Source organism: Streptomyces albospinus, from assembly GCF_014648695.1.
GTDB lineage: Bacteria > Actinomycetota > Actinomycetes > Streptomycetales > Streptomycetaceae > Streptomyces > Streptomyces albospinus.
Genome location: NZ_BMRP01000018.1, coordinates 85,733 through 102,347, shown reverse-complemented (window position 1 = coordinate 102,347; position 16,615 = coordinate 85,733). Strand labels below are relative to the sequence as shown.

Below are 16,615 nucleotides of genomic sequence, written 5' to 3'. Positions count from 1 at the left end.
GGTTCGTCCACCCGTGGTGAACAGCAAGAAGCGCCGTGAGAACGACCGGCGCACCTATGTCCTCGACACCAGCGTCCTGTTGGCGGATCCGGCCGCCATGTCCCGCTTCGACGAACATGAGGTGGTGCTGCCGGTCGTCGTGGTCACCGAGCTGGAGGCCAAGCGGCACCACCCCGAGCTCGGCTACTTCGCGAGGCAGGCGCTGCGCCGGCTGGACGAGTTCCGGGTGCAGTACGGGCGGCTGGACGCCCCCATCCCCATCGGGGAACTCGGCGGGACGCTCCGGGTCGAGCTGAACCACTCCGACCCGGGACTGCTGCCCGCGGCTTTCCTGAACGGGCACAGCCGGCTGGGCGACAACGACTCGCGGATCCTCGCGGTCGCCCGCAACCTCCAGGCCGAGGGGTTCGACGTCACGGTCGTCTCCAAGGACCTGCCGATGCGTATCAAGGCGTCCTCGGTGGGGCTGCTGGCCGAGGAGTACCGCGCCGAGCTGGCGATCACCGACTCCGGCTGGACGGGCATGGCGGAACTGGCCATCGCCGCCGAGCAGGTGGACGACCTCTTCGCCGCCGAGACCGCGCACGTACCGGGCGCATCCGAACTTCCGGTGCATACGGGACTGGTGCTCCAGTCCGAGCGCGGCAAGGCGCTCGGCCGGGTCACGCCGGAGGGCGCGGTCCGGCTGGTGCGCGGCGACCGGGAGGCGTTCGGCATCCACGGCCGCAGCGCCGAGCAGCGGATCGCGCTGGACCTGCTGCTGGACCCGGAGGTCGGCATCGTGTCGATGGGCGGGCGGGCCGGCACCGGCAAGTCGGCGCTGGCGCTGTGCGCGGGGCTGGAGGCGGTGCTGGAGCGCCGGCAGCACAGCAAGGTGATGGTGTTCCGCCCGCTGTACGCGGTCGGCGGGCAGGAGCTGGGGTACCTGCCGGGCAGCGAGGCCGAGAAGATGAGCCCCTGGGCCCAGGCGGTCTTCGACACGCTGTCCGCGGTGACCACCAAGGACGTCATCGAAGAGGTCGTCGGGCGCGGCATGTTGGAGGTGCTGCCGCTGACCCATATCCGCGGGCGGTCGCTGCATGACGCGTTCGTCATCGTGGACGAGGCCCAGTCGCTGGAACGGAACGTCCTTTTGACGGTTCTGTCCCGTATCGGCGCCAACTCCCGGGTCGTACTGACCCATGACGTCGCCCAGCGCGACAACCTCCGGGTCGGGCGGTACGACGGGGTGGTCGCCGTCGTCGAGAAGCTGAAGGGCCATCCGCTGTTCGCCCACGTCACGCTCAACCGCTCCGAGCGGTCGCCGATCGCGGCGCTGGTGACCGAAATGCTGGAGGACGGCAGGATCTGACCGGTTGTGAACACGGCGCCGCCCGGCGAAGCGAGGGAGCTTAGCCGGGCGGCGTTCGTCTGCGCTCGGATATCCGGAAATCCCGGGCGGCAAACAAGGTGTGAGCTTTCACACCCGGCAGAGAATTGATTCCCGGTAGCCCGTTCGGGCAGAGTCTGGGTCCTGTCAGGCCCCGCATACGGCCCAGCAGCACCCTCCGGGGTGTATTGGACGACCCGAACTTCATAGCGAGTTGCCGTATGCCGCCCGAGCACCACGCGGACCCCGGAGGGGGACGTACCGGGCCAGTGCCTCCCGTGGCCAGCCGGCTCCCCCGCTCAACAGGGGTCGGAACAAGGGGAGGTCAGCGCCAGGGGCACGATTGCGTCCGCGAGGTCACCTAAGCGGGCGATGCTGGAAGGAAAACGTGTGAGCCGGATCTCGGTCCGGGGATTCGCCGTGGCGTCCGCCACCGCAGTCACCACCGTCGGCGCAGTCGTCGGCGTTGCATCGGGCAGCCAGGCATCGGTCGCCAACACCGAAGCCACCGCCGCCGACGCGACGATCGCCGACATCCCCGCGGGCCAGCAGGCCCAGGTGCAGACGGCTTCCCTGACGCAGCAGGCGGACTCCGCGTCCTCCCAGGCGGACGCGGCAGCTCTGAAGTCGGCACAGGAGTCGGCCCGTAAGGCAGCCGCGGAAACCGCGCAGAGCAAGAAGGACGCCGCGGACCAGGCGAAGGCCAAGAAGGACGCCGAGCAGCGCGCGAAGGAGCAGGCCGCGTCCCGCTCCGCGGTCCGCGACGCCAGCGACTTCCTCGTCAAGGCGTCGTACAGCATCGCCGAGACGCAGGCGATGGCCCGCCAGATGATGGCCTCCGACCAGTTCCAGTGCTTCAGCCACATCGTGGACCACGAGTCCGGCTGGAACTACCGCGCCACCAACTCCTCCTCGGGTGCCTACGGCCTCGTGCAGGCGCTGCCGGGCTCGAAGATGTCCTCCGCGGGCTCCGACTGGCAGACCAACCCGGCCACCCAGATCAAGTGGGGCCTCAACTACATGAACGACCGCTACGGCAGCCCCTGCGGCGCCTGGTCGTTCTGGCAGGCGAACAGCTGGTACTAGGCCGCCTGGCAGCTTCACCACGCTCCGAAACCCCCGAACGCGACGCGTCGGGGGTTTCGCGCACCCGGCACAGGTAACGTCGTTACGTCAGTTGTGCCGTGAGGGCGGGGAAGAGGAAGCGACATGTCCAGATTGCCTCAGTGGGTCGGCGGCCTAGGCGCCGGTCTGACGCGGCTCTCGCAGCGGTTGGAGGAGCAGCGCCGCCGTGCGGAGGCCATGGGGGTCCCCCCTGGAGGGAGCTTGTCGGACTCCTTGGGGGAGGTCCCCGGCGAGCCGGACGAGCTGCGGCCTTCCGGGCCGGCTGGCGGCCTGGACGGGTACCGCGTCCGCGCGGCGGTGGACGGCGCACCGGCGGACGGTCGGCGGGCCGGCACGCTCACCGCGAACCGGACGCGGCTGCCGGACGCGACCGACGGCGTACCGCAGCCCGGGACGGCGGAGTCGGTGGAGACGGCGGAGCCGGTGGAGACGGCACAGGCCGCCGCGCCGGCCGCCGTCCGGCAGCCGGAGTCGGTCCCGGCGCCGCCCTCGTACGCCCCGGCCGTCGCGGCTCCCCCGGACCCGGTCTCGGCCGTGCCCTGGGGAGTCCGGGTGGCCGCCGAGGCCGGCTGGCGGCTGCTGGTGCTGGCCGGGACGCTGTGGGTGCTGGCGAAGGTGATCACCACCATCCAGCTGGTGGTGCTGGCGTTCGTCGCGGCGCTGCTGATCACCGCGCTGCTCCAGCCGACCGTTGCCTGGCTGCGTCAGCGCAATGTGCCGCGCGGGCTGGCGACCGCGCTGACCTTCATCGGCGGCTTCGTCATCATGGGCCTGGTCGGCTGGTTCGTGGTCTGGCAGGTCCAGGACAACATCGACTCGGTCTCCAGCCGCATCCAGGAGGGCATCACCGAGCTCAAGGGCTGGCTGCTGAGCGGCCCGTTCCATGTGACCGAGAGTCAGATCAACCACATCGCCAAGAACCTCCAGGACGCGGTCGGCGCCAACACCGAGGCCATAACGTCGGCCGGGCTGGAGGGCGTCACCGTCGTCCTCGAAGTGTTCACCGGCATCCTGCTGGCGATGTTCACCACGCTCTTCCTCCTCTACGACGGCCCGCGCATCTGGAGCTGGCTGCTCAAGCTGGTCCCGGGCGCGGCCCGCGAGGGCGTGGCGGGCGCCGGCCCGCGGGCCTGGCGGACGCTCACCGCCTACGTCCGCGGCACGGTCCTCGTGGCGCTGATCGACGCGTTCTTCATCGGCGTCGGCCTCTATTTCCTCAATGTGCCGCTGGCCGTGCCGCTCGCCGTCTTCATCTTCCTCTTCGCCTTCATCCCGCTGATCGGTGCGGTGGTCTCGGGCGCGCTGGCGTGCGTGGTCGCGCTGGTCACCCAGGGCGGCGGCGTCGCCCTGCTGGTGCTGGCGGTGGTGCTGGCCGTGAACCAGATCGAGAGCCATGTCCTCCAGCCGTTCATCCTCGGCCGGGCGGTGCGGGTCCATCCGCTGGCGGTGATCCTGTCCGTCGCCGCGGGCAGCCTGATCGCCGGTGTCGGCGGTGCGGTCGTGGCGGTGCCGCTGGTGGCCGTCACCAACACCGTGGTCGGCTATCTGCGTTCGTACTCCAGGGAGCAGGCGCTGCGGATGACGGTGCCGCCGCGCGGTGCGACGGCGATCGCGGTGGCGCCGACGCCCGCTCCGGTGCGTACCGAACGGCGCGGCGAGGAGTAGCGCACGGCTGCCGGAACGCGCAGAACCCCGCGGACACGATGTCCGCGGGGTTCCGTGTGTTGCGAGGGGTCCGCCGGTTACCCGGCGAGCGCGGCCTCGGCGTCGAGGGTGGCGCCGACGGCCTGGAGGACGGCCGCGATCTTGACGGCCTCCTGGATCGTCTCGCGGTCGACACCGGCCTTGCGGAGCACCTGCTCGTGCGAGTCGAGGCACATCCCGCAGCCGTTGATCGCCGAGACGGCCAGCGACCACAGCTCGAAGTCGACCTTGTCCACGCCCGGGTTGCCGATGACGTTCATCCGCAGACCGGCGCGCAGGGTGCCGTACTCCGGGTCGGAGAGGAGGTGGCGCGTCCGGTAGAAGACGTTGTTCATCGCCATGATGGCGGCGGCCGACTTGGCGGCCGTGTACGCCTCGGCGGAGAGGTTCGCCTTCGCCTCGGGCTCCAGCTCGCGCAGCACCTTGGGGGAGCGCGAGGCGATGGCGCAGGCCAGCACGGTGCCCCACAGCTGCTGCTGCGGCAGGTCGGAGTTGCCGATCACCGAACCGAGGTTCAGCTTCAGGTCCTTGGCGTAGTCCGGAACCGCGGACTTGAGGTCATCGAGAGCCATGGGTGTCACTCACCGGCCAGCAGGGCGACCGCGTCCAGGGTGTCCTCGCCCTTGCTCCAGTTGCAGGGGCACAGCTCGTCGGTCTGGAGCGCGTCGAGGACCCGGAGGACCTCCTTGGGGTTACGGCCGACGGAGCCGGCGGTCACCATGGTGAACTGGATCTCGTTGTTCTGGTCGACGATGAAGACGGCGCGCTGCGCGAAGCCGTCCTCGCCCTCGATGCCCAGGTCGCGCATCAGCTCGTGCTTGGAGTCGGCGAGCATCGGGAAGGGCAGGTCGGTCAGGTCCGGGTGGTCCTTGCGCCAGGCGTGGTGCACGAACTCGGAGTCGCCGGAGAAGCCGAGGATCTGCGCGTCACGGTCGGCGAACTCGTCGTTCAGCTTGCCGAACGCGGCGATCTCGGTCGGGCACACGAAGGTGAAGTCCTTGGGCCACGCGAAGACGATCTTCCACTTGCCCTCGTAGGTCTTGTGGTTGATCTGCTCGAACTCCTTGCCCTTCTCCAGCGAGACACAGGCAGTCAGGTCGAACTCGGGGAACTTGTCTCCGACAGTGAGCACGCGCTCTCCTTGGTGCATGAAAGTCCCTTGTGGGGTCTTTCGGGTCTTTCTTTGAGGCTTGGACGGTTACACCGTGCCACAGCAGGCATTGATCAGGGAAATAGCTAGACTGGTAGATGTTGATCGGAGGTGGTTATCAGTGGCTTCCCCCACGAGCCCCGGCGGGCGGCCCCGCCAGCCCAGCCTCGCCCAGCTGCGGGCCTTCGCCGCGGTCGCCGAGCATCTGCACTTCCGGGAGGCGGCGGCCGACATCGGTATGAGCCAGCCCGCGCTCTCCGGTGCCGTCTCCGCACTGGAGGAGGCGCTCGGGGTGCAGCTCCTGGAGCGTACGACGCGCAAGGTGCTGCTCTCACCGGCAGGGGAGCGGGTGGCGGCCCGCGCCCGTACGGTCCTGGACGCGGTCGGCGCCCTGATGGAGGAGGCGGAGGCGGCGCGCGCGCCCTTCACCGGCGTCCTGCGCCTCGGCGTCATCCCCACCGTCGCGCCGTATCTGCTGCCGACCGTGCTCCGCCTCGTCCACGACACCTACCCCGCCCTGGACCTCCAGGTGCACGAGGAGCAGACCGCCTCGCTCCTGGACGGCCTGGCGCACGGGCGGCTCGACCTGCTCCTGCTCGCCGTCCCGCTGGGCGTCCCGCAGGTCACCGAACTCCCGCTCTTCGACGAGGACTTCGTCCTGGTCGCCCCCAAGGAGCACTGGCTCGGCGGGCGCGGCGACATCCCCCGCGAGGCGCTGAAGGAACTCGATCTGCTGTTGCTGGACGAAGGCCACTGCCTGCGCGACCAGGCGCTGGACATCTGCCGCGAGGCGGGCCGGGACGAGAACACCCCCGTCACGACCAGCGCGGCGGGCCTGTCCACCCTCGTCCAACTGGTGGCCGGCGGCCTGGGCGTGACGCTGCTGCCGCGTACCGCGCTACGGGTCGAGACGGCCCGCAACGACCAGCTGACCACCGGCTACTTCGCGGACCCGGCCCCGGCCCGCCGGATCGCCCTGGCGATGCGCAGCGGTTCGGCCCGCCAGCGCGAATTCGAGGAGTTCGCGGGGGCGTTGCGGGGGGCGCTGCGGGGGCTGCCGGTGCGGATCGTGAAGGGGTGAGGGTCAGGAGCGGCGCGGGTCGCGGCGCCGGGCGTCCTTCGCGGTACGCCCCGGCGGGCGTGTGGCGGGGGTCCTCAAGGACGGGCGGTTTCGAGGATCGCCTTGACGTCGAGGGTGATCTCGGCGCCGATGGAGTCGGGGAGCGTGACCTGCTGGCCGGCGGCGTGGATCTGGTGGGTGCGGTACTCGTTCGCGAACGGGTCGGTCAGGACGTGGATGCGCTCCTTGCGGCGGTCGACGATGACGTAGACCGGGATCTTGGCGATGGCGTAGGCGGCGACCTTCGTCTTGAGGTCGGCGGCGTAGTTGGACGACGTCACTTCCAGCACCATGCGGAAGATGGCGGGGTCGTAGCAGTTGGCCTCGACGAGGTGGTCGCGGTAGTCGGCGTCCACGACGGCGAGGTCCGGAATGGCGTAGTCCTCGGGGCCGTCGGGGAGCCATACGCCCATGGCTTGGTGTACTCGGGTCTCGCCGCGGTGAGCGGGTAGGAAGGCGATGATGAGGTCGGTCAGCGACTCGGCGTGCGAGCCGTCGGCAGGCGGTGTCACGGTGAGGGATCCCCCGAGGATCTCGACGCGGTGCCCGGGCAGCAAGTGAGTGAGCTTCTCGGCTTCCTCAAGCAGACTCGGCAGCTTGCCCACATGAGGTCGTTCGACTGCTGCGGCAGACATGCGGTGCCTCCTGATGGCTGGTATCGAGGTCATCATCGTAGGCTCAGCCGCCTCCGTGCGGCCCGTCCGACGCCGTTCACCCGTCCGTGCTGGACCGCCGTCCCCGTCTCACTCCGTGCGCAGGCCCTCCGGGCGCATCATGCGCCACAGGGGCGGGAGGCTCAGGGCCGTGACGAAGAGGATGACCGCGGCGCCGATGCCGGCCATGCCGGCGACCACCGGCCAGTCGACGGTGACGCCGCTGCCGGTGATGACCAGTAGCAGCGCTCCCAGGGTGAGGCCGCAGGCCAGGGCGAGGGCCAGGCCGAGGATCACCGGGAGCGTGGTCTGCCACAGGACGGACCAGCCGAGGGTGGCGCGGCGGGTGCCGTAGGCGTCGAGGGTGGAGAGCAGCCGGCGGCGTTCGTGGAGCTGCTCGACGGTGGAGATGATCAGGCCCGCGCCGATCAGCAGCAGGGTGATCACGGCGCCGAGGAAGAGCGCGTTGCGGACGCCGCCGTACTGCTTGTCGTGCGGGTTGTCGATGGAGGAGGACTCGAACATCGACGGGTTGATGCGGGCCGCGGTGTTGCGGATGTGCTCGACGGCGTCGGGGGTGCTGCGGTCGAAGTCGACCCGCAGCTCCTGGTCCGGGCTGCTGAGCCGGTCGGCGCCGAGGGCCGCCGGGGTGACCAGCAGGTCGTAGGCGAAGGGGCGGGCGTCGGAGAGCGCGCGGGACGGGGCGGGGCGGGCGGCCCGGGGGATCGTCCAGGGGCGGGGCGCGGTGCGTTCGCCGTAGTCGCGCGGGGGGTTGAGGTCGATGGTGGCGCCGGGTGCGAGGCCGATGTCCCGGGCCGCCTCCCGGGCGGGTGCGGCGATGAAGACGTCGCCGTCGCGGCAGGAGGGGACGTGGACGAGCCGGTTGAGTTCGGCGCAGCTGCCGAGCGCGACGGTCGACGGGACGTCGCGGCTGGTGTCGACGCCGGCGGCGGGCAGCCGGCCGATGTTGGCGATGACGGTGCCGCGGACCTTGGTCACCCCGGGGGTGGCGCGCAGCGAGGTCAGCGCCTGCTGGGTCTGCGGCCAGTCGGCGGCGCTGCCCCAGAAGCCGATCTGGGGGATCCGTCCGGACTTGGCGTACGCGGCCTGGTAGCCCGCCTGCATGCCGGTCATCAGCATGTGGATGGCGATCGCGCCGGCCACCGCGACGGTGATGCCGCTGACCGCGCGGGTGGCCGAGCCGCTGCTCAACTGGAGGCGGCGGACAGCCAGTTGCCAGGGGACCGGGCCGCCGCGCAGCCGGCCGACGACGGCGTCGACCAGCCAGGGCAGCAGCGCCGTGACGCCGAAGAGGAGGAGCGTCGAACCGGCGGCGAGGCGGACGGTGTTGAGCGGGGTGTCGTGCCAGGGCTGTTCCCGGGTGAGCGGGAACAGCAGCAGGACGCCGGCGATCGGCAGCACCAGCCGCCACCACAGGCGGCGGCGGACGGGCGGGCGGTTGCGGACGATGCCGAGCGGTTCGACGGTGATGCCGCGCTGGGCGAGGAGGGTGACCAGGACCGCCGCCGACGGGACGAGCAGCACGATCAGCGCGGCGGGCAGGAGGGCGGGGGTGACGTCCGAAGGGAAGACGTTGATCTCCCAGAGGGTGATCACCGACGCCAGCTGCCGGGCCGCGAGGAACAGCGCGCCGCCGCCCAGCAGCCCCAGCAGGGAGCCGAACAGCGCCTCGCCGGAGGCGATCCGGCGGGTCGTGGGGACGTCGGCGCCGACCAGCCGGAGCGCGGCCAGCCGGCGTTCCCGGCGTTCGTTGCCGAAGCGGACGGAGGTGCCGATGAAGACCATCACCGGCGTCATCAGCGCCACACACGTCATGATCACCAGGACCACGGCGGGCGCCCGCATCGGCGCCGGGTCCCAGCTCTTGCCGAAGTGGTCGACGCGGTAGCCGTCGCGCTCGCGCAGGGTGTCGCTCTGCGCGACGTAGGTGAGTTCCTGAGGGCCCTGGAGGCCCTCGTCGCCGATCACGCCGGCGGTCGTGTAGTGCAGGCGGTCGCGCAGCAGGGCGCCCTCGGGGGAGGCCAGCAGCTTGTGCAGCGCCGGGGAGACCAGCATCCGGCCGGGGCCGGGGAGTCGGCGGATGCCGGGCGGTACCGGCGGGTGCGCGCCGTCCGGGCGGATCAGTCGGCCGCGGATCCGCTCCCCGTGGAACGTGGTGTCCGCCGGGGAGTAGAGCACGGTGCGGTCGCCGGCCTTCGGTGGGTGTTCCTGGCCGAGGTTCTCGCGGGCCTTCTCCCGGCCGTGCCAGGCGTCCATCAGCGTCGGCACGGACGCGCCGATCAGCAGGACGGCCACGCCCAGGGCGACGCCGGCGGCCGTCAGTGCCGTACGGATCCAGCCCTCCCGGCCGCCGCCGGCCGCGAACCGCATCCCCATCGCGAGGTCGCGGGCCCAGGTGAGGGGGCCGGAACGCTGGGTGGCGGGCGGGAGAGAAGGGCCGGCGGGCGGGAGAGAAGGTCCGGCGGGCGGGAGAAGAGGAGCTGCGGGCGGGGGAGGAGGCGCGGCGGGCGACGGGGGAGCGGTGGGTGCGGAGGCGCCCCGCCCGCCGGCGCTGCCGGCTCCCGGGTGGAGCGGGCTCATATCCGGCCCGCCATGTCCTTCACCCGTCCGTCGCGGACGACGATCTCCCGGTCCGAGTACGCGGCGACCCGGGCCTCGTGGGTGACCAGTACGACGGCCGCGTTGGTGTCCCGGGCGGCGTTGGTCAGCAGGGTCAGCACGCGCTCGCCGTTGAGCGAGTCCAGGGCGCCGGTCGGCTCGTCGGCGAAGATCACCCGGGGCCGGGTGGCCAGTGCGCGGGCGACCGCGACCCGCTGGCCCTGGCCGCCGGAGATCTCGCCGGGGCGCTGCCCGGCCGCCCCCTCGACCTCCAGCTGCTCCAGCCAGTCGCGGGCCTGCCGTTCGGCGTCCTTGCGCCTGGTGCCGTTCAGCCGCAGCGGCAGCGCGACGTTCTCCAGGCAGGTCAACTCCGGTACCAGCTGGCCGAATTGGAAGACGAACCCGAAGTCGGTGCGGCGCAGCGCGCTGCGCTGGGCGTCGGTGAGCCCGGTCAGGGTGTGCGGGCCGTAGCGGACGGTGCCGCGATCCGGCGCGACGATCCCGGCGAGGCAGTGCAGCAGCGTGGACTTGCCGGAGCCGGACGGCCCCATGACGGCGACGACCTCGCCGGGGTGGACGGAGAAGTCCGCGCCGTCCAGGGCAGGCGTCGGCCCGTACGCCTTGGACAGCCCCTCCGCCGCGAGCAGGGAACCCTCGGGCGTCATGTACGGACCGCCTCCGCCAGCTTGTCCAGGCGGGCGGCGGTCAGCTCCAGCCAGCGCAGATCGGCTTCGAGGTGGAACAGCGCGTGGTCGCAGATGAGCTGGTCGGCGAGGTCGCCGGAGCGCTTGCGCTCGGTCAGTCCGCGCATCAGCCGCAGATGCTCGGTGCGCTGGGTGTCGAGCAGCTCGGCGGCGTCCCGGCCGGTCAGCAGCGCCAGCACGATCTTGGTGTAGAGCGTCGACTGGAGGTACGGCTCGGGCTTCTCCGGGCGGGCCAGCCACTGGGCGACGTCGGTGATCCCGGCGTCCGTGATGGCGTACCGCTTGCGCTCCGGGCCCGCCCCGGCCTCGACGGCGTCCACCTCGACCAGGCCGTTCTTCAGCAGCCGGGACATCGTGGAGTAGACCTGCCCGTAATGCAGCGGGCGGTCCTGTCCGAAGTGCTCGTCGAAGGCCCGCTTGAGGTCGTAGCCATGGCGGGGGCCGGACTCCAGGAGGCCCAGCAGCGTATGACCGATTGACATGCGGACCACCTTACTCGGGGAGTGTATCGCTGGTGTATACGCGTGGTGTATAGAAGGAATTTCCGGTCGGCCGGCCGGTGCGCGGAGCCCGCGGGTGCGGTCCGGCCCGGTCAGTCCCCGGAGGGTCCGTCCTCCGTGCGCGGCTGCTTGGGCGGGCGCCCCCGCCGCGGCGGCGCCCCGGCCCCCCGCGGCAGCCGCCCCGCGTCGGACAGGGCCTTGCGGAGCAGGAACTCGATCTGGGCGTTGGCGCTGCGCAGTTCGTCGTTGGCCCAGCGGGTGAGCGCGTCGTGGATCAGCGGGTCCAGCCGCAGCAGCACCTGCTTGCGCTGCTGCGGCCGGCTTCCGGCGGGCCGTTCGCGGTCGGCTCCGGCCTCCCCGGCGGAGTCGGTGCTCATGATGAGACCTCGCTCCGCTCGCTCACTGGTAGAGGGAGCCCGTGTTGAGGACGGGCTGGGCGGCCCGGTCGCCGCACAGCACCACCATCAGATTGCTGACCATGGCGGCCTTGCGCTCCTCGTCGAGTTCGACGATGCCCTGCTCGTTGATCCGCTCCAGGGCCGACTCGACCATGCCGACGGCGCCCTCGACGATCTGCTGGCGGGCCGCGACGACCGCGCCGGCCTGCTGCCGCTGGAGCATCGCGGAGGCGATCTCGGGGGCGTAGGCGAGGTGGCTGAAGCGGGTCTCGATGATCTGGACGCCGGCGGCCTGGACCCGCGCGGTCAGCTCCAGTGCCAGCTTCTCGGTGATCTCCTCGGCGTTGCCGCGCAGCGAGAGGCCGCCCTCGTCGTGGGCGTCATAGGGGTACTCGATCGCGATGTGCCGGACGGCCGCCTCGGTCTGGGTGGCGACGAACTCCAGGAAGTCGTCGACCTCGAAGAGCGCCTGCGCGGTGTCCTCGACCTTCCAGACGACGATCGAGGCCAGCTCGATGGGGTTGCCGTAGGCGTCGTTGACCTTGAGGACCGCGGTCTCGTGGTTGCGCACGCGGGTGGAGATCCGGCGGGCGGTGGTGAGCGGGTTCACCCAGCGCAGGCCGTCGGTGCGGATGGTGCCGACGTACCGGCCGAACAGCTGGATCACCCGGGCCTCGCCGGGGGCGACCATCTTCACGCCGGTCATGCAGAAGAGCGAGCCGATCAGCAGCAGGGCGCCGGCGATGACCATCGGGACGGCGGCGGCGTTGTTGCCGCCGTTGCCGATGACGCCGCCGACGGCGATCACCACGATGCCCAGGGCGACGCCGAGGACGGTCAGCAGCATGGCCAGGCCGCCGGGGATGCTGTGCGCGGTCCGCTCGCGGACCTGCGGGGCCGGCATCTCGGGGGCGTCGACGGTGTCCGCGGCGGCCCGGTCGGCCGGTGCGGAGTCGGAGCGGGTCGGTGTCGGGTCGGACATGGGGGTCCCCGTTTCTCAAGGAAGGCGCACCGTGCGGCGCGTGATGTGCGCCGCAGTGCGTGCTTTCGCTGGTCTAGCAAAGTGATAGCACTTTAACCCCTCGACCCGGCGTGGTCCAGGCCCGTACCGCTTGACCCCTCCGACGGTTGCGCGTCTGCCCCGTGCTGTATGTCACGTCGGGAAAAGCCTTGATCGATGAGGATTTGTTTATAGATGCGGTGTTAGCTTCGACAGCTGAGTTATCCGGGGGCGGAACGACTGGAGTTGCTGGAGCGATGGGCCGAGCGGACGTGAGACGGGCGCGGCAGGGGAGCGCCCGCCGGGGCAAACCGGCGCAGAAGGGGTCCGGCATACGCCGGTTCTTCACCTGGAAGAAGATCCTCGGGGCGTTCCTCGGGGTCTGCCTGCTGGGCATCCTCGGCTTCATCGGCCTCTACCTGTACGTGGACATACCGGCCGGCAACAAGCAGGCCCAGTTCCAGAGCAACGTCTTCAAGTACGCGGACGGCTCGGTCATGGCGCGGGTCGGCCAGCTCAACCGCGAGACCGTCCCGCTCAGCCGGATCCCCAAGGACGTCCAGCACACCTTCGTCGCCGCCGAGAACAAGACCTTCTACCAGGACTCCGGCGTCGACCTGAAGGGCACCCTGCGCGGCATCTTGAACACCCTCAAGGGCCAGGGCAAGCAGGGCGGTTCGACGATCACCCAGCAGTACGTCAAGAACTACTACCTGAGCCAGGAGCAGACGGTCTCCCGCAAGCTCCAGGAGATCGTCATCTCCCTCAAGGTGGACCAGAAGTACTCCAAGGACGACATCCTCGCCGGCTACATCAACACCAGCTACTACGGCCGCGGCGCGTACGGCATCCAGGCCGCCGCGCAGGCGTACTACGGCGTGGACGTCGACAAGCTCACCGTCTCCCAGGGCGCCTACCTCGCCTCGCTGCTCCAGGCGCCGAACCAGTACGACTGGGCCCTCGCCAGCGACACCGGCAAGCAGCTGGTCAAGGAGCGCTGGGCGTACACCCTGAACAACATGGTCGAGATGAAGTGGCTCTCGCCCGAGGAGCGCGCCCAGCAGAAGTTCGAGATACCCAAGCCGCCCAAGCCGCTGCCCGGCCTGACCGGCCAGACCAGCTACCTCGTCACCGAGGCGAAGAAGGAGCTCTTCGCCCAGGGCGTCGACGAGACCGAGTTCGAGGCCGGCGGCTGGACCGTGACCCTCGGCATCGAGAAGGACAAGCAGAAGGCGCTGGAGCAGGCGGTCAAGCGCAAGCTGACCGACGACCTCGACCCCAAGACGCGCTCGGTCGACGCGGACGCCCAGCTCGGCGCCACGTCGGTGGACCCGAAGACCGGCTACATCGTCGCGCTGTACGGCGGCGCCGGGTACCCGAAGCACTACACCGACAACGCGACCCGCGAGGACTACCAGGCGGCCTCCACCTTCAAGCCGCTGATCCTGGCGTCCGCGATGGAGAACCACGCGCAGACCCAGGGCGGCGTCCCGATCACCCCGAACGCGATCTACGACGGCCACAACCGCCGTCCGGTCGTCGGCGGCACCATCCCCTTCGCGCCGCCCAACGAGGACGAGCACGAGTACGGGAAGATCACCGTCCAGACGGCCACCAACAACTCCGTCAACGCGGTCTTCGCGCAGATGGGCGCCGACGTCGGCCTGGACAAGGTCAAGCAGACCGCGGTCAGCCTGGGCCTGAACGGCTCCAGGATGGACGTCAAGCCCGCCATGACCCTGGGCACCATGGGCGCCAGCCCGCTCCAGATGGCCGGCGCGTACGCGACCCTCGACAACCACGGCACGAAGGTCACTCCGACCCTGGTCGTGAAGGCGGTCCACAGCACGAACGGCAGCGACAAGAGCGTCCGGCTGAAGAACCCGATCGGCGACCAGGTCCTGTCCCGCAGGACGGCCGACACCGTCACCTCCGTGCTGACCGGCGTGGTCAACGACGGCACCGCGTCGGACGCCGTGAAGAACGCCTCGTACAAGGCGGCGGGCAAGACCGGTACCTCCGACGACAACAAGTCGGCCTGGTTCGTGGGCTACACGCCCAAGCTCGTCACCGCGGTCGGCATGTTCGGCGAGGCCCCGTCCGGCGGCGCCCAGGTCTCCCTGAAGGGCGCCGGGGGCGGCGGCCGGGTCAACGGCGGCGGCTACCCGGCGCGGGTGTGGGCCGACTACACCCAGAGCGCGCTGGGCGACAGCGGCGCCGGCGAGTTCGACCTGGAGACGGACCTCGGCGCCGGGGTGCCCCCGACGCCCACGCCGACGCCCAGCCGCATCCCGTCGACGACCCCGACCCCGACGCCCAGCCACACCCCGTCCGGCACCCCGACGCCGTCCGGCTCCCCGTCGAGCAGCGAGTCCGGCCGCCCGACGGGCCGCCCGACGCCGACCGGCGGCACCTCCGGCCCGCCCAACGGCGGCACCAACGGCACCGGCGGGGCCAACGGGATCGGCGGCGGCAACGGCACCGGCGGGAACGGCACACCAGGCGGCGCCAACGGGACCAACGGCGGCAACCCCGTGCCGAACAACTTCGGCGGCTGACGCCCGCCCCGTCGCAGCACACCGCGGCCCCCACCTTTCCGGGTGGGGGCCGCGGTGTCGCGCTGCGGTGCTGTGCGGGAGGGCGGTCAGCCGCCGTTGACCTTGGCGGCGATCCGGTCGCCCACGTTCTTGTCGATGTTGCGCCAGTACTGGAGCGCCCGGTCCTGCACCGGACGGCTCACGCCGTTCCGCAGATGCCCGGCCACGTTGCCGACCAGCCGCTCCCGGGCCGCGTCGTCCAGGACGTTGCGGACCATGGTCCCCGGCTGCCCGAAGTCGTCGTCGTCGCTCCGCAGGGTGTACGCGTGCCGCACCATCTCGCCGCTGCTCTCCCAGCCCGCCGGCTCCCCGAAACCCGCGGTGTCGGCCGCCGGGCCGCCGTAGGAGTTCGGGGCGTACGGCCGGGCCGCGCGCGACGGGTCGAAGCGCATCGGGCCGTCCTTGGCGTACGAGTGGACGGGCACATGGGGCCGGTTGGGCGGCAGTTGCGCGTAGTTCGGGCCGATCCGGTAGCGGTGGGTGTCCGGGTACGAGAAGAGCCGGCCGAGCAGCATCTTGTCCGGGGACGGGCCGATGCCCGGCACCATGTTGGACGGCTCGAACGCGGCCTGCTCGATGTGGATGAAGTAGTCCTCCGGATTCCTGTCGAGCGTCATCCGGCCGACCTCGATCAGCGGGTAGTCGCCGTGCGGCCACACCTTGGTCAGGTCGAACGGGTTGAACCGGTAGTCCACGGCGTCCGCGAACGGCATGACCTGCACGTACAGCGTCCACGACGGTGCGTTACCGCTGTCGATCGCCTCGTAGAGATCGCGACGGTGGCAGTCCGCGTCCTCGCCGGCGATCCGGTCCGCGTCCTCCTGCGTGAGGAAGTCGATGCCCTGGTCGGTCTTGAAGTGGTACTTGATCCAGAATTTCTCGCCGCCCGCATTGACCCACATGTAGGTGTGCGAGCCGTAGCCGTTCATGTTGCGGTAGGTCTTCGGGATGCCGCGGTCGCCCATCAGCCAGGTGACCATGTGGGCCGACTCCGGCGACAGCGTCCAGAAGTCCCACTGCATGTCGTTGTCGCGCAGCCCGTTCTCCGGGCGGCGCTTCTGGGAGCGGATGAAGTCCTGGAACTTGATCGTGTCCCGTACGAAGAAGATCGGCGTGTTGTTGCCCACCAGGTCGTAATTGCCGTGCTCGGTATAGAACTTGAGGGCGAAGCCGCGCGGGTCGCGCCAGGTGTCCGGGGAGCCCTGCTCGCCCGCGACGGTCGAGAAGCGGGCCAGCATCTCCGTGGTCCTGCCCGGCTGGAAGAGATCCGCCTTGGTGAACTGGCTGACGTCGTTGGTGACCTTGAAGAATCCGTACGCGCCGCTGCCCTTGGCGTGCACCACCCGCTCGGGGACCCGTTCGCGGTTGAACTGGGCCATCTTCTCGATGAGGTAGTGGTCATGGAGCAGGATGGGGCCGTCCGGACTCACGGTGAGCGAGTGCTCGTCGCTCTCCACCGGGATGCCGGTGTTGCTCGTCGTGCGCGGGACGTTCTGGGCGGTGCTGGTCATTGGAGGAGTGCCTCCCGTTCGATGACTGGCCGTGGGGCGGGGAGCAGGGGTGAATGGCCCCTTCAGTCCCTTTTGCCCCCACCCAAGCAGTCAACGCCGTCCGCGGCATGTCGGCAAGGGCGAAAGGGCCCGCAACGCCCGGGACCCCGCCCGGTCCCGGACGGG

14 protein-coding genes are annotated in these 16,615 nt (G+C 70.7%); 5 read left to right on the top strand and 9 right to left on the bottom strand.

Annotated elements, in window-relative coordinates:
* Positions 1 to 13 precede the first annotated feature (13 nt).
* From phoH2 to IEZ17_RS23995, 3 genes are all read left to right on the top strand, one after another.
* Positions 14 to 1,351, top strand: a complete 1,338-nt coding sequence (gene phoH2 / locus IEZ17_RS24005; protein ID WP_189303388.1) for an RNA 5'-3' helicase PhoH2 — start codon at positions 14 to 16, stop codon at positions 1,349 to 1,351.
* A gap of 408 nt (positions 1,352 to 1,759) precedes the next feature.
* A complete protein-coding gene (locus tag IEZ17_RS24000) occupies positions 1,760 to 2,455 on the top strand; it encodes an aggregation-promoting factor C-terminal-like domain-containing protein (protein WP_229852584.1) in 696 nt (231 codons plus the stop codon).
* 123 nt (positions 2,456 to 2,578) lie between these two features.
* Positions 2,579 to 4,159 carry an AI-2E family transporter gene (locus tag IEZ17_RS23995; RefSeq protein WP_189303384.1) on the top strand — a complete coding sequence of 527 codons (1,581 nt, stop codon included), beginning with the start codon at positions 2,579 to 2,581 and terminating at the stop codon, positions 4,157 to 4,159.
* A 77-nt stretch (positions 4,160 to 4,236) separates the two neighbouring features.
* Here the strand turns inward: IEZ17_RS23995 and IEZ17_RS23990 are convergent, their stop codons facing one another.
* A complete protein-coding gene (locus IEZ17_RS23990; RefSeq protein WP_189303382.1) occupies positions 4,237 to 4,770 on the bottom strand; it encodes an alkyl hydroperoxide reductase in 534 nt (177 codons plus the stop codon).
* A gap of 5 nt (positions 4,771 to 4,775) precedes the next feature.
* Positions 4,776 to 5,330, bottom strand: coding sequence for a peroxiredoxin (locus IEZ17_RS23985; protein ID WP_189303380.1), 555 nt, complete (start codon positions 5,328 to 5,330; stop codon positions 4,776 to 4,778).
* Positions 5,331 to 5,469: 139 nt separating this feature from the next.
* On the opposite strand from IEZ17_RS23985, the gene IEZ17_RS23980 reads away from it, so the two are divergent.
* Positions 5,470 to 6,429, top strand: coding sequence for a hydrogen peroxide-inducible genes activator (locus IEZ17_RS23980; RefSeq protein ID WP_189303378.1), 960 nt, complete (start codon positions 5,470 to 5,472; stop codon positions 6,427 to 6,429).
* 74 nt (positions 6,430 to 6,503) lie between these two features.
* Here the strand turns inward: IEZ17_RS23980 and IEZ17_RS23975 are convergent, their stop codons facing one another.
* The 6 genes from IEZ17_RS23975 to IEZ17_RS23950 form a co-directional block, all read right to left on the bottom strand.
* Positions 6,504 to 7,103, bottom strand: coding sequence for a Uma2 family endonuclease (locus tag IEZ17_RS23975; RefSeq protein WP_189303375.1), 600 nt, complete (start codon positions 7,101 to 7,103; stop codon positions 6,504 to 6,506).
* Positions 7,104 to 7,211: 108 nt separating this feature from the next.
* A complete protein-coding gene (locus IEZ17_RS23970) occupies positions 7,212 to 9,518 on the bottom strand; it encodes an FtsX-like permease family protein (protein WP_189303374.1) in 2,307 nt (768 codons plus the stop codon).
* Positions 9,519 to 9,718: 200 nt separating this feature from the next.
* A complete protein-coding gene (locus IEZ17_RS23965; protein WP_189303372.1) occupies positions 9,719 to 10,405 on the bottom strand; it encodes an ABC transporter ATP-binding protein in 687 nt (228 codons plus the stop codon).
* The gene (locus tag IEZ17_RS23960; protein WP_189303370.1) at positions 10,402 to 10,926 is read right to left on the bottom strand and encodes a PadR family transcriptional regulator; all 525 of its coding nucleotides are present in this window, start codon (positions 10,924 to 10,926) and stop codon (positions 10,402 to 10,404) included. Before IEZ17_RS23960 ends, IEZ17_RS23965 begins: the two co-directional genes overlap by 4 nt.
* Positions 10,927 to 11,036: 110 nt before the next feature.
* A complete protein-coding gene (locus IEZ17_RS23955) occupies positions 11,037 to 11,321 on the bottom strand; it encodes a type II toxin-antitoxin system antitoxin (RefSeq protein WP_189303368.1) in 285 nt (94 codons plus the stop codon).
* A gap of 22 nt (positions 11,322 to 11,343) precedes the next feature.
* The gene (locus IEZ17_RS23950; RefSeq protein WP_189303366.1) at positions 11,344 to 12,324 is read right to left on the bottom strand and encodes an SPFH domain-containing protein; all 981 of its coding nucleotides are present in this window, start codon (positions 12,322 to 12,324) and stop codon (positions 11,344 to 11,346) included.
* 275 nt (positions 12,325 to 12,599) lie between these two features.
* On the opposite strand from IEZ17_RS23950, the gene IEZ17_RS23945 reads away from it, so the two are divergent.
* Positions 12,600 to 14,900 (top strand): transglycosylase domain-containing protein, encoded by a 2,301-nt coding sequence (locus IEZ17_RS23945; RefSeq protein WP_189303364.1) that lies wholly within the window; start codon positions 12,600 to 12,602, stop codon positions 14,898 to 14,900.
* Between the two features lie 86 nt (positions 14,901 to 14,986).
* Here the strand turns inward: IEZ17_RS23945 and IEZ17_RS23940 are convergent, their stop codons facing one another.
* The gene (locus IEZ17_RS23940; protein ID WP_189303362.1) at positions 14,987 to 16,450 is read right to left on the bottom strand and encodes a catalase; all 1,464 of its coding nucleotides are present in this window, start codon (positions 16,448 to 16,450) and stop codon (positions 14,987 to 14,989) included.
* Between the last annotated feature and the right edge of the window lie 165 nt (positions 16,451 to 16,615).

What these genes read in the sequence shown, in the direction of transcription:
- IEZ17_RS23995 (WP_189303384.1), top strand. Translation starts at nt 2,579, where the DNA reads ATGTCCAGATTGCCTCAGTGGGTCGGCGGCCTAGGCGCCGGTCTGACG.
- IEZ17_RS23990 (WP_189303382.1), bottom strand. Translation starts at nt 4,770, where the DNA reads ATGGCTCTCGATGACCTCAAGTCCGCGGTTCCGGACTACGCCAAGGAC.
- IEZ17_RS23975 (WP_189303375.1), bottom strand. Translation starts at nt 7,103, where the DNA reads ATGTCTGCCGCAGCAGTCGAACGACCTCATGTGGGCAAGCTGCCGAGT.
- IEZ17_RS23970 (WP_189303374.1), bottom strand. Translation starts at nt 9,518, where the DNA reads ATGGGGATGCGGTTCGCGGCCGGCGGCGGCCGGGAGGGCTGGATCCGT.
- IEZ17_RS23965 (WP_189303372.1), bottom strand. Translation starts at nt 10,405, where the DNA reads ATGACGCCCGAGGGTTCCCTGCTCGCGGCGGAGGGGCTGTCCAAGGCG.
- IEZ17_RS23960 (WP_189303370.1), bottom strand. Translation starts at nt 10,926, where the DNA reads ATGTCAATCGGTCATACGCTGCTGGGCCTCCTGGAGTCCGGCCCCCGC.
- IEZ17_RS23955 (WP_189303368.1), bottom strand. Translation starts at nt 11,321, where the DNA reads ATGAGCACCGACTCCGCCGGGGAGGCCGGAGCCGACCGCGAACGGCCC.
- IEZ17_RS23950 (WP_189303366.1), bottom strand. Translation starts at nt 12,324, where the DNA reads ATGTCCGACCCGACACCGACCCGCTCCGACTCCGCACCGGCCGACCGG.
- IEZ17_RS23945 (WP_189303364.1), top strand. Translation starts at nt 12,600, where the DNA reads ATGGGCCGAGCGGACGTGAGACGGGCGCGGCAGGGGAGCGCCCGCCGG.
- IEZ17_RS23940 (WP_189303362.1), bottom strand. Translation starts at nt 16,450, where the DNA reads ATGACCAGCACCGCCCAGAACGTCCCGCGCACGACGAGCAACACCGGC.